This window comes from Paraburkholderia sp. BL17N1 (genome assembly GCF_003634175.1).
Classification (GTDB): Bacteria; Pseudomonadota; Gammaproteobacteria; order Burkholderiales; family Burkholderiaceae; genus Paraburkholderia.
The window spans coordinates 625822-638570 of record NZ_RBIW01000003.1 but is presented as its reverse complement, the minus strand read 5'-3'; the positions used below and the strand labels follow the sequence as shown (position 1 = coordinate 638570).

Below are 12749 nucleotides of genomic sequence, written 5' to 3'. Positions count from 1 at the left end.
TGCCGAGGAGTGCGGAATTTAACTTCGAGAGTTCAAAATGATGTCGATTGCTATTATCCGCAACGCCAACTTATGCGCGATAGACCATCCGCTGGGAGACGAATGGGTGCGTTCCAAGAAGAACCTGCCGTGAGCGGATATGCCCGGCGTCAAGCGGGGGCGGGGGATTGCCTCAAAGAAGTGCTCCTCGAAAGGCCCAAGGCGAGCCTATGCGATTGGAATATGCGACCGACGCAAGCGGCGCAGGGTCAAAATGTCGACTGAGCAGGACATGAAGACATGGTCATCCTGGCGATTCTGGTGCGATAAGCGATGTCGAATCGGCCGAATATAGGTCTGAACGACTTGAGGTCGTTAATGCGCGTGGAAGGAGTTAGACAAGCTATTTGCATGCCGCCGCCCCGGCCGCAGAGTGATTCTCTGAGTTCGTACATGTGCGCGTGTAGTCCGTTATCCGCGGAGTGAAGTGAAGCGCTATTCTGTTGATTAATATAGATTTATCAATAGATGCGCACGCCGGTCAACTCATATTCGGATAAGCTTTGCCGTATTCTCAATGTGCTTTTCGCGCGGCGTCGCCCTGAGCTGACGCCTGCGGCCTCAATGTCGCGCTTGTTAAACATGTCGGCGTCCCGGTATCGAATGGCAATCCCGTGAGACAATCCGCGGCCCAGACGGGCAGGTCAGCCGGAGTTCTTTATCGTTACTGTGCGAACACCGTACTGATCCTTCCACTACCCTTGTGCACCTCCCGCTTTGCCGCGTGCCGAATGTGCCCGCATTGCCTCCAATAACTGTGAATGATGAAGCTTGTATGTGGTCCTGTGACGAAAGTATTCATATTTTCAGAAAATCTGCGACCACCACTGGTTCATCCAACGAGTGAGCATCGCCGCTTACCGCGCCTGCTTTGCGGTACGACAAGTGTCATCGCCTTTTGCCTGGGCGGGCAGTCATGGGCGTCGGGGGCAGAGGCCGCCACCGCTCCGCCGTCACCCGAGGCCCACGTTGACCACAAGAATGGGCCTGCCATGGACCAACTTCCGCCGGTCGTCGTGACGGCAGAAAAGAAGCCTGAATTGGAGCAGAAGACGCCGGTGGCCATGAGCGTATATGGCGGAGTCAGGCTCGAGGGTCTCGGTGTGAGCGACCTCAAATCCCTGAGTACAATTGCGCCGGACGTGAACTTCGCACAGGTGCAGACGGTGGTGCCGGTCATCACGATCCGTGGCATTTCGAGCCGCGACGTGACCGAGGTCGGCGATCCCGCGGTGGTGGTAGAGACCGACGGCAGTTCAGTCAACCGTCCGTACGCGCTAAGCGGAACACTCTACGACCTCGAAGGCATCGAGGTGTTGCGCGGACCGCAGAACACGCTTTATGGGCGCAACGCCAACGGCGGGCTGATTAACATCGTCACGGCTAAGCCTGCGAAGGACGTGGAAGGTAGCGCGTCGGTTGACCTCGGCAATTACAACGCCCGCAATCTCGCGGCAATGTTGAATGTTCCTGTGAACGATGCCGTGCAGTTTCGAATCGCAGCGGTTTCGCGTCGACACGACGGGTATCTGAACAACGCGCCGCAGTCCGATGGCGACGACGAAAACACGCGTTCTGGCCGCCTCTCCGTTGCCGTGGAACCGTCCCGGGATTTCCACGTGCTGTTCACCGTGCAGCAGACCACGATGAGGGGCGTGGGTCCGGTGTCGCTCGACATCCCGTACGTCTATAACGCCGATGGGAGCATGTCGCACGAGAAACCACAGTTTCCTGATGATCCGCGCACGTTTACATACGCTACGCCGCAGTCGTTAAATATCTCGGACACGCTCGCACGGTGGAGCTTCACCTACGACCTTCCCGCAGTTGAGCTAAGTTACACAGGAGGGTACGACAGCCTGACGTACCACCACGATGGTGACAGCAGCGCGAGCCCTGGGACACCGGTGTCGTATCAGCAGAACGAATATCCGAAAACGCAGAATCACGAATTGCGGGTGGCATCCCGCGGCGACACGCGCTGGTCGTGGCAGGCAGGTGCGTCGTACTTCGAGGAGTCGTCGTCCCTCTACAGCGCGAACGTGGCACCATTCGCGGGCGGCATGTATCTGCCAACACTCGCATTCGCCTACGACCTGCATGCAGCGTCAACAGCCGCATTCGGACAGACATCGTTTGAGCTCACGGATAAGGTCAAGCTGACGGCCGGCCTTCGAATGACCCGGGACGAAAAGAGCCGCGTTGGCGAGTATTTTTTTGCGGATTCAAACGCGCAGCCGCTGACCTACACCCATGTGCCGCAGGACAACTCCGGTTCGTGGTCGAAGCCGACGGTGCATCTTGCGGCACAATGGTCGCCGAGTGCCGTGGCGATGACCTATATGCGATTCGACACCGGCTACAAGGCGGGCGGGTTTTCATCGGCGGGACCGTACGCACCCGAAACGGTCAAGGGCGTTGAGCTGGGCGCAAAGACGCGCTGGCTCAGCGGGCGGCTGCAAATCAATGCCAGCGCGTTCGATTACGACTACACCGGCCAACAGATCTCGCAGTTGGTGCCGTTTGCGAACGGGCAAGTCGGCACGAAGATCGTCAATGCCGGACGCACGCAAATTTATGGCGCGGATACCGACGTGCTGGCGTTGATTGAGCCGATCGGCAAGATCAATCTTTCCGTGGCCTGGCTGCACGCCCGCTTCACAGATTTTCTTGTGGAAGGTGATGGAGGGCAGAACGTGCAGCTGGCCGGCAACTCGCCGCCACAAAGTCCAACATGGTCAGTCGGTCTCGGTATCGAGCACGCTTGGCCAGTGCCCTCCGGCCGCCTGATCGGACGGGTGGATGCAAAATTTCAGAGCAGCCAGCATTTCACGGTATTCAACTACAGCGACGACTACGAGAAACCCCACCTGACCGCAGACCTCTCGGCGACCTATATCCCGAACGGCAAGGACTTCGAGGTGCTTGCCTACGTGCGCAACGTCACAAATACCCTCGCGTATACTGCGGCCGAAGAGTACTCATTCGATAGCTCCTATCGATATGCGTTCGCCGCGCCGCGGACGTTCGGCGTGAAGGCTACTACTATTGGTGAGCGGACATTGCCGGCGACTGCGGTCAAGCTCCTACCGGCATTCGATTCATTGCAAGCGTGGTTTTGTCACATTGAATAGGCGAAGCTACAAAGACGCCGTGTCAGTTTGCTGGTCCTGAATCAAAATGCAAATCCTTTCTGGCAACGCGTGAACACTTGAGGCGACAGTGTCATGTGCGGTTACCCGCCGATGGGACGGACCGAGTCGTGCGTGCTGGGACAGGCGGCCCGTAGGCGCGCGCCTGCAAATTCCGATAGTCGGTGGGTGTCGTCGCCAGATACTTCCTGAACAGTTTGGCCAGCCGGCCGCCGCCGCTGATACCGCAGCGTCGCGCGATCTTATCGATCGGCAGACTCGAGTCGAGGAGCATCCGGCAGCTCATATTCAGACGCGCTCGAAGGAGATAGTCGGAGGGTGTCATGCCGATTTCACTCTTGAAGCGGCGCAGGAAGTTGCGCTCGCTCATCGCCGCGACCTGTGCCGCATCATCAATTGAAACGGGAAGATCGACGTTCGCCTCCAGCCAGCGTGCAGATGCCATGATCTTCTCACTGATCTGTGCTGCCACGCTGTGCGTGCCAGGCGAAGTGAACGGCGAGTGATGCTGGGGCACGATGGACGCCGCAACCTCCCGCGCCAGATCGGACCCGAGATTTTCTTCCACGATGCGCAGCGCCGTTGGTACGGCGCCCGGCGCTTCTGTCAACGACTGCGCCGGATGCGGGCTGTATGGCTCGTGACCGCCGTACTGTATCTGACAGTAGCGACCGGGAAGGCCGGCCGCCTCCAGAATCAGCCGGCCTTCCGCAATGGGATGCACGATCTCGCTGAACGGATGCCTGCGACGTAGCCAGTTGCTTAGGCGTTCGTCACGTGATGCCTGCTGTACTTCAGCCCCGCCGGCAATGAACAACAGGTGCGTGTCGTTCGTACCGCGGTGCGACTGGACATCGTCGGTCCAGACAAATACTGATGATGAACTGGCGATGCGCCCACCCGCGGCCGAAAGCAGCGAGACGTCGTAGCGTGCACGACCCGGCCGCTGCGCGGCAACAAGCGAGTTTGCCTTCTGGAAGATCTCGATGACTGCTGCGACCTCTGGCAGTGCAAATCCATTGAACAGCGCGATGTCGACGCGAGTCATCGCTCTAACTTGCGTCGGCGCGGTACTTTGCCGCGAGTATGGCGGCAGTGTGCGTGCCAGCTCCATTTATCTTTCCCCAGAATGTTTTGGTCCGCAAAGCCTGTTTCGAGGCTCTTTCGCTTTGTTATGGATGTGCGTTACACAAATGACGGTGACGTCACTATCACGCGATCGAATACGCTAACGCCTGGAAGGGCGATTTCGAGCTCGATGGACGTTGCTAGCGATCTATGAATGATCGTTCGGCTGTAGGCGTAGTTGGCAGGATTAACCGGCGACGTTCCGACTTTTAAGTGTGCCGCCGTTGCAAACGGCATTTGAATTCATGCAACTACGCTTCATGAAGGAATGGAACAGAGACGTTCCTGGAAACTTTTCCAGTCGATAGCAAGCAGGGGAATAGCTCTGTCGCCTCGCGCGCGATACGAGAAAAATCGCATCCAGCCGTCAAGGAAAATACCCTGCCCCGGTCGAAGTAAGCATGGCGGCCTCGCAACATAAGGCTGGCTTATGCCTCCAACCTGTTCGACGACGTCATCAAGCAATTGGTTATTCCGGACGGTATGCGAGTTTGCACTGTCTGTCTGCGTCGCGAGATACCACTCAACGGCATCTTCTACGAGGCATGTGGACAATTCCACATACGCCGCACCAATGTCATCGAGCACTGTCGCAGCAGTCGGGTCCCGCACTGCGTCTCTCGTCGTGCGTTTGAGCGCCGCCATTCTTGCGTGTCGCGGAAGTTTTCCGAATGATGTTTCGCTGCGCCGCAAGGAGTCTTGAAATGTTGGATAAGACGCTAGCCACCGACCTGCGACCCGACTGCCAATACGCGGTGCCGGGACAAATATGCCGGTCGGCGCGGTGCTTTCCATTTGTGTAAGCTCTCTCAGGTTGGTGTTATAAAAAGTATAACGATGTCGCTGTGAGCTTGCAAGATATGCGTGCTTTCCGGCGGGTTTTTGTTGCGGCAATATTCGAGTTATTGGATGCATGCGCAATGCGACGACTACGGGCTGCACCCCTGCCGTGAGTAGCTGCTATACGATGGCGGTGCGTTCGGATTATTCACTATTGCAACCGACGGAAGCATACGGAAGCATCGATTCAACAAGGTGGGCGGCGCCGACAGTTGAATTACCGGGTTGGAGCAATCAGACGGGTTTCGCAACGGGTCTGGGCAATATTTTTTGATAGCTGTCTACACCAACGCGCGTCCGTAGTTGGACTTGGCGTGGTATCAGGGCTTGCCCGTGTGCAATTTACCGAGGGCTTCTAGAGGAGACAGGACGCTAAGCGTTCTTTGCGGCCTTCACGAGACACTCCGACAGCTTGTCAAAATGGCGCAGAGCGGCTTGCGTAAGTTCGATCTGTTTGCGCCGTGCGTCCTCGGTGTCAGACAGCATGATCCAGCCCTTGTCGCGCATGGATGTAATACGGGCATGCAAAGTGGCCGGCGAGCCGAGTTCGCTCACCCCCATCAGGTCTCTGACGGATAGCCGGTCCTTGGTTTGGGCAGCGCGGGCAACGAATTCCAGAATCCGCTCTTCCAGCGGGTCGAGCAACGGCAGCGAAGGCAGGCCGCGAAGCGCTTCGGCAAGTTGCAGAAACCGGAGGTAGAGGTCGGCAGGGCGCGTCATGGATTACGCTCAAATACAGGGTCGGTCGCACGCTGACCGATGGATGGGCTATGATGCTGCTCAGTCGATCCGGGCGATCTTTATTCTACCTCGATGTCTAGCTTACGTTTGCATTTCTGGTCGGTGGTCGGCACTGCGGTCGTCTTCATGCTGTCGCTATGGATCAATCAGGAAATCTTCACGCACACTGAGTTCGTGCGTGGTGTGAACTGGATTTACTTGCCATCTGGCGTCCGGCTTCTGAGCACATTGCTGTTAGGCGGCGACGGCGCAATCGGCCTGCTCATCGCGAGCTGGCTGGTTGACTTCTTTTACTTCTTTCCGCAAGACCCCGTTCGCTCCTTTGCGGGGGGGATCATTGCGACGGTGGCGCCGTATGCGGTCTACCGGCTTGCGCTGGAGCGCTACAAACTACGTGCGTCGCTGACGAATCTCACGCCCAAGCGGCTTCTTGTTCTAGCCTTCGCATATTCAGTAGTGAATCCGCTTCTGCACCACATCTGGTTTGCTCTGCAAGGCGACACGGAGAACATTGCCGAACGTCTTTTTGCCATGTTCGTAGGCGATTTCGCGGGCGCGCTAATCATGCTCTACACGATGAAAGGCATGCTAGCGGTATTGCCAACGACACGACAAGCCGACCCGATAGTCGACCACGGAGACGAGGTGCCCCCGAGCGAGCGGCGCAAACAGATCTGACTGATTCGCGCAGGGGCATGCGGAACCAAAGCTGTCCGTTACCACTCTTGACGGGTCGGATTGCAGCCACGAATCGGCTGGCTTTCCCATTCGTTTGCGGGTTGTGCATTTACAGTACTTTTTAGCCTGCGTCTTTATCATCACGTACGCGCTGCGCGTGTCGGTTATCGGCGACGGGGTAGCCTGTCGATGCCTCCTGCCGGTACGACCCGTTGGAACCGGCCCCTTTCTACTTGCGACGGTTTTGCCACGCAAGTCACTATAAAAATCATAACAAATTGAACAGACGATTGCAAATCTGCCTTGAAGGGCTGTGACGCAAATAGTGACGTCTGCATGTCAGCCTGATTGACGGTCTGGTATGGCGAGGGCCGATAAGTTGCTGCCATCGAATCTATTCGTCCGGGATGATCGGCAGTCCTCGCGCGGGTGGACAAGCTGAACTGCAATGCTCCGCCAGATATCGGTTGTAGCGAGCTGTCCACACAGGGCTCGCATCATGGCAAAGTACAACCACGAATGCGCGCCCGAACCCGAATCGTTGCTTAAGCTTGACGGACAAAGGCAAAGTGTTCTCGTCGAAACGTACGTCCGATTGCCCAGCGCCGGAACTGACGTCAGGCAACTCGTGCGCGACGGCGTCAGTTGCGGGCGCTTATCAACGCACGAGCAGGATGATGAACTCGCGATTGAAGTGCGTCGCCACTGAACAGCAGGTCAACATTTCGCAGCGTACTGTGCGGGCGTACGCTCGTCAAAAATCGAGCGTAGCCCGCGGCCCCGTTCGACTTACTCCCGAGTGAGAACGAGCTTGCAAGCCTCATCGCGCACCATCTTTTCTACGTCCCGGTTCCACCGGCTCCGCCCGTTCCGCCTGTTCCGCCGGTCGGGGTAGATGAGCCACCGGTGCCTGAAATGGGTGCCGCAGCGCCCGCAGCAAGCGCCGCGCTGGCAAGCGCTGCGGTGGGTTGGCCGTTACTCGTAATTGCACCGGCGGTCAGCAGGGCGTCGAGATCCGCGTCTGCCCCTGGTTGGCCCGGGGTGAACGATACAGTCAAGAACGAATTTGTTGATAACGTTACGCCATACATGCTCTTGATCAGTCGCGCCACCGCGTTTTCTGCATTTGCTATCACCGTGCTATTCGTCAGCGCGCTCTGGTAGGTCGAATTGGTCGTGATGCCGGCAATCAGACCGTTGAGCGTCGTGCCGAGCTGTCCAGCCAGATAGCTCAAGAGTAGCTGGGTAAGCGACGTAATGTTGTATGTCCCCGCACCGGCGGCAAATGAATTGAGGACGATTGAACCACTTGTGACCGTAAGCAGGCACGGGCCGTCGAAGTGAAACGTACTCGAATATGCTCCGTTCGAATCTGAACTCGCGTTGCTGGAGCCATTCTTGCAGCTCATCTGGATGGCCCCGTTGGCCACCGGAGCGCCGACTGCTACCGTTCCTTTGATAGTCGAACGTGGCGAATCGCCACCTCCTCCGCATGCGACGAGCGTGCTGCTCGCGAGCACAATCGATCCATACTGCAGCGCCCGCCACGCGCGGGTATCAACTAGTTTCATGGTACTTCTCCGAGAGAAAGTCACTCATAATTTCGCAGGCGGATAAGCCTGCGCTGTCGCTACCTCTTGCTAACTGCTTTCACGGTCAAGCCACAACGCCATTTTTGTAGCTGTCGAGGAACCGGTCGGCTTGCCATGTCAATCCGGCTTCGGCGGCCCATTGTCCGGTCGCGCATAGCGGATATACGCGTCGCGCATGCGATACATCTGCGTCGAAAAATATGCCGCGCTAAAACGTCCCTGGTTCAGCAGATATTGGCCGGTGCTATACGGGAAGTTGAGGTTCTCTGCTACACCGGGCGACAGGTAGTTGGTCGATCCAACGCGTGTACGGAAATCCAGCGCAAACGCCTGGGCCCCGTCTACTTGAGTAATACCCGGCTTCATACCTTGACGCGGCGTGAGAGGGAAGCTGATGCTTGCACCCATGAAGCTTCCCCGGCCGCTGTGTTCGCCATGAACACTCACAGACACATCGTCGAACCAGCGAGTCAGCGTGATAAGGGGACCCTTATCACCCCCCACATAGCGCGCCACCCCAGCCTCAACCCATAGATTCCACGAAGGTTGAACCCATCGGTAGGTGATCATTGCGTTTTGCTGATGCGACAGCGTATCTTCACCGGGCTCCTGATGCAGATAGGCGAGACGTACTCGCACGACATCCGGCCGGCCAGGGACGAACGCAGTTGTTTCGTTCTCGATGCCAATGTAGTGGTAATTGAACTTACCTACGGCGGCCATATTCAGGACTCCCGGCATGACCCAGAAACTTTGAGCCAACGCCGCAGTGGACAGGCCGCCGCGCAGGCGGTATTGGCTGAACACCCGGTGATTGTCCATATTCGCCGTGTTGTACAACGGGGCGATGTAGCTTGCGTACAGTTCAGCGCCACGCCACAGCGGAACGAATCCTTGAATATTCGCCCCGAAAGAAATATCGAAGTTTCCGTACTCGGTGCCATACAGATAACTCGTCACGGGCGAGATCTGAATGCGCGTGAGTCCATGACGCCGATCATCGCCATGCCATGCAATCGAGTCCGGGTCATAAGTCGGCCGCGTTCGCATCGTCATCGATGCACTTGCCGCGGAAGGTGCCCCGCCGGCGAGGAAATGTGCATAGGCTTTACGATCGACGGCGATGTCGGCGAGCGGTTCGTTGGCCTTCTTGACTACTGCGCGTATTCGCTCGATGTCACGCGGTGCATTGATACTCGCCACTCCCAGCACGATGCCAAGCGCGTCAGCCTCGTTCTGGTTGTACCGGTGGTTCTCATATTCGACGATGAGATCCCGGCCGCTGATTCCCACGCGCACGCGTTCGAGACCTGCGGCAAACAATTCCGTGGCAATCGAATCGAGCGCGGACGTGTCCGGCGTCTCGGAAATGGCCGGCGCGTGCTCAGTAGACACCGCAGAGGTTGTATTGGCTACGACGACCGACGCATAGGATCGCAGCGGCGGCACAGATGGAACCGCCTCTCCGGCAACGCGATCCGGCTGCTCCACAGCTCGTGGTTCTAGAAGCGGCTGCATGCTACGCGGCGCGATAGCTTCGCTTGCGTCCGCATCGGTTGGTCCCTGCTGCATCTGAGCGTTGATGCCATCGCACAGACCGTCTGTGCAGCGCCGTGAATTGAAGCGCTCGCCGAATGGGATCTGGATGCCCACCGAGATCGATGTCCGCGGCGATACGCCATCTGTCGACCTGACCGCACGCATTATCGTAGCGATTACGTTGGCATCGGCTAGCCAGGTGATGCGGGGCGACTGATAACGTACACCTATGTAGGGCGTCTTCGAGTCATGTTCAGCCAGCAGCGATAGTCCCGTCTGCCAGAGCGACAACTGGGCTCCTCCGAATAGGCCATCAAGCCGATCGCCTTGTCCATAGCCGATTGTCAGGTTGAGCGGCCCAATGGGCTGTGATACCGCGCCGTACTTTGAGCGAAAAAAATGTGTTTGACCACCGATGTCGGTCATGCCGAACGCGATGGCCGGCTGATATTTGAAGAACTGCGGGACTGCCAATTTGACATCGGCCATCAAATGACGAAAGATAAAATGATCCTGTCCGGCGTATCTGGTCGGCACATCCGCGGGATAGTTCGCCAAACCGCCGGCCACCTCAACGTACGGCAAGAGCCCGACGGCACCCCAGTAGATCTGAGAGCCTGTTGCTTGCGTACCGTAGCGGGGGTCGATGTAGTTGTTGTACTGCCCCTCGCCGACGCCCTCCGGCAATGGGAACGCATAGGGGATCACCAGACCGCCTGCCTGGCCGAGGGAGCTCAGGGCTGGGTCGACAGCGTGCGCCGACGCAGAAAATGCCAGTACAGCGCCGAGCGCCAGCGCTTGCGGCGCGGATTGAGGTCGATATATGCGCAATCTGCAGAGTCCCTTTCATGTTGAAGCCATTGACGGACGTAGCAACAAAGCTGGGATCACACGACAGAACGGATCCACCCATTGCGTTTTCCACGCGATTAACTTCTTTCGACGACTAAGAGAATCTCGTCAGTACGCACGAAGGTGCGCAATATGGCCGCGCGTGGCGCTCACACTGCAAACAGACCAATGTCGGACTGCGTAAAACTTTCGGTGCCCGCGCGAAGTACCAACGGCATCCGCATAAACGGTGTCGGGCGGACCCTGCTGAAAAAGTAGAACGTCGTCGTGAGCGTCAAGCGTATCTAACGAGCGCGAGCCCCGGCAACGCAGACTCGATCGACACGTCGCTTCTTGTGAATTTGCAACTGACCTGCTCGGCACGTGCGAGCAGCCAATCGATTTTTAGGCCGCCTCGACGCTGCGGACTTGTCAAACGCACGAGCGCTACCTGGCGCTTTTCTGTAGCAAAAATCTCAACAGTCGCCCACCACTCGTCTCCGCCTCCTGATCTATGGCTCCCCTCAGATCTCTAACGTTGAAATGTCTGTGCCCTCACTGAAGAGATCTAGCCACCGGGGTCGATCCTATAGAACAATTTGAATTTCCGACACCGCGTGTCGGAATGAGACCCAATGTTGGCGAATGCAGCCATATATGAGAGCGACACGTCCGCGAATCGTCCGTGCTGACAATCGCCGCCGCCGGCGACACTATCAGACACTCTGCAGCGACAAGAGACGCCCTATACCCCCACTCACCGGACGAGGAGGCTTTATTCCGAGGATGACCGGGCCGCGCTTCGCGAGTCAACCAGATCATCGTTTGAATGACGGGTATATGCAAAGGTCAAGCTGGCGCCTGGTGCGAGAGGACGGCAGAACTACTTGTTCTGGCCAAAGCGAACACACCGACTTTAAAGGTGTAACATCCTGAGCCGTGCGTGACGTGCGCCTCTCGAACCCAACGGCAGTGAGCAACGTGATGCGCAATTGTGAGTGCACCGCTCGAGACTAAACCGAAAATTTCGCGCAATGCGTCTTCATGTCGAATTCAAGTTGAGCGCACCGCAGGCACTCTGGACGAACCACCCTGAGGGGTCGTTCTGCGCATCCGGTAGTCGCTCGGTGTCGTCGCCAGATACTTTCTGAACAGCTTGGCCAATTGGGCGCCGCTGCCGATACCGCAGCGCCGGGCTATCTTGTCGACAGGCAAACGCGATTCGAGCAGCATCCGGCAACTCAAGTTCAAACGTGCCCGAAGCAGATAGTCGGAAGGCGTCGTACCGATCTCGCTCTTGAAGCGCCGCAGGAAGTTGCGTTCGCTCATTACTGCGACCTGAGCTGCGTCGTCAATAGAGATGGGGCGTTCAACATTAGCCTCCAGCCAGCGCGCGGAGGCCATAATTTTTTCACTGACTTGCGACTTCGCGTTGCGGGCGATTGACGAGTTAAAGGAAGTCCTGTGCCCCGGCGCGACGGATTCGGCAACCAGTCGCGCCAGTTCTGGTCCTAAGTCCTCTTCAACGACACGTAGTGCTGTCGCCACGGCGGCCGGCGCTTCACTCAGCTGGCTTGTCTGATAAAGACCGTGCGCTTCGGTGCCGCCATACAGAAGAGGGCAATACCGGCTGGGAAGTCCGGCCACCTCCAGAAGCAGCCGTCCCTCCGCGATCGGATGAACGATCTCGCTGAACGGGTGTCTCCGGCGCAACCAGTTGCCAAGGCGCTCGTCGCGGCACGCGAACTGCACACCCGCACCGCCCGCAATGAAGAGCAGATGCGTGCCATTTGTGCCGCGGTGCGAGTCAACGCTATCTGTCCAGACGAACACCGAAGACGAACTCGCAATGCGACCACCTGACGCCGACAGCAATGAAACGTCGTAGCGTGTGCGGGCCGATCGCTGCGCCGCAACGAGTGCGTTTGCCTTCTGGAAGATCTCGATAATCGCTGCAACCTTTGGCAGAGCAAAACCATTGAACAACGCTATGTCGACGCTAGTGATGTCGTTTACCTGCGTCATCACCGTACTTTGCCGCGAGCAGCGGGGCAGAGTATGCACTGATTCCATTTTTCCCTCGGAATGTTTGACCCGCAAAGGCCTTTCTCTCGAAACTTTCTTTATTTTGATAACACGTGTTACACAAATGATTCTGACGTCATTATTACATGGTGATCGAGCTAAGCATTGGAATTTTAAGAAGCTG

8 protein-coding genes are annotated in these 12749 nt (G+C 57.5%); 3 read left to right on the top strand and 5 right to left on the bottom strand.

The window, feature by feature from the left end; all coding sequences use genetic code 11:
* Positions 1-1031 precede the first annotated feature (1031 nt).
* Positions 1032-3173 (top strand): TonB-dependent receptor, encoded by a 2142-nt coding sequence (locus B0G82_RS38860; protein WP_158608237.1) that lies wholly within the window; start codon positions 1032-1034, stop codon positions 3171-3173.
* Positions 3174-3264: 91 nt separating this feature from the next.
* Here the strand turns inward: B0G82_RS38860 and B0G82_RS38855 are convergent, their stop codons facing one another.
* Both B0G82_RS38855 and B0G82_RS38845 read right to left on the bottom strand, forming a co-directional pair.
* Entirely contained in the window at positions 3265-4305 is a 1041-nt protein-coding gene (locus tag B0G82_RS38855; RefSeq protein ID WP_121311469.1) for a helix-turn-helix domain-containing protein, read from the bottom strand.
* Positions 4306-5531: 1226 nt separating this feature from the next.
* Entirely contained in the window at positions 5532-5879 is a 348-nt protein-coding gene (locus tag B0G82_RS38845; RefSeq protein ID WP_106286102.1) for a MarR family transcriptional regulator, read from the bottom strand.
* Between the two features lie 93 nt (positions 5880-5972).
* Here B0G82_RS38845 and B0G82_RS38840 point away from each other — a divergent pair, with 93 nt between their 5' ends.
* Complete coding sequence (locus tag B0G82_RS38840) at positions 5973-6578, top strand: hypothetical protein (RefSeq protein ID WP_241975140.1); 606 nt, start codon at positions 5973-5975, stop codon at positions 6576-6578.
* A gap of 499 nt (positions 6579-7077) precedes the next feature.
* Positions 7078-7287 carry a hypothetical protein gene (locus tag B0G82_RS39635; RefSeq protein WP_147439656.1) on the top strand — a complete coding sequence of 70 codons (210 nt, stop codon included), beginning with the start codon at positions 7078-7080 and terminating at the stop codon, positions 7285-7287.
* A 130-nt stretch (positions 7288-7417) separates the two neighbouring features.
* Here B0G82_RS39635 and B0G82_RS38835 read toward each other — a convergent pair whose 3' ends face one another.
* The 3 genes from B0G82_RS38835 to B0G82_RS38825 form a co-directional block, all read right to left on the bottom strand.
* Complete coding sequence (locus B0G82_RS38835; RefSeq protein WP_121311467.1) at positions 7418-8149, bottom strand: carboxypeptidase regulatory-like domain-containing protein; 732 nt, start codon at positions 8147-8149, stop codon at positions 7418-7420.
* A 138-nt stretch (positions 8150-8287) separates the two neighbouring features.
* On the bottom strand, positions 8288-10540 hold the full coding sequence (locus B0G82_RS38830) for a YjbH domain-containing protein (RefSeq protein ID WP_121311466.1): 2253 nt from the start codon (positions 10538-10540) through the stop codon (positions 8288-8290).
* 1053 nt (positions 10541-11593) lie between these two features.
* A complete protein-coding gene (locus tag B0G82_RS38825) occupies positions 11594-12613 on the bottom strand; it encodes a helix-turn-helix domain-containing protein (RefSeq protein ID WP_121311465.1) in 1020 nt (339 codons plus the stop codon).
* Positions 12614-12749: the final 136 nt, after the last annotated feature.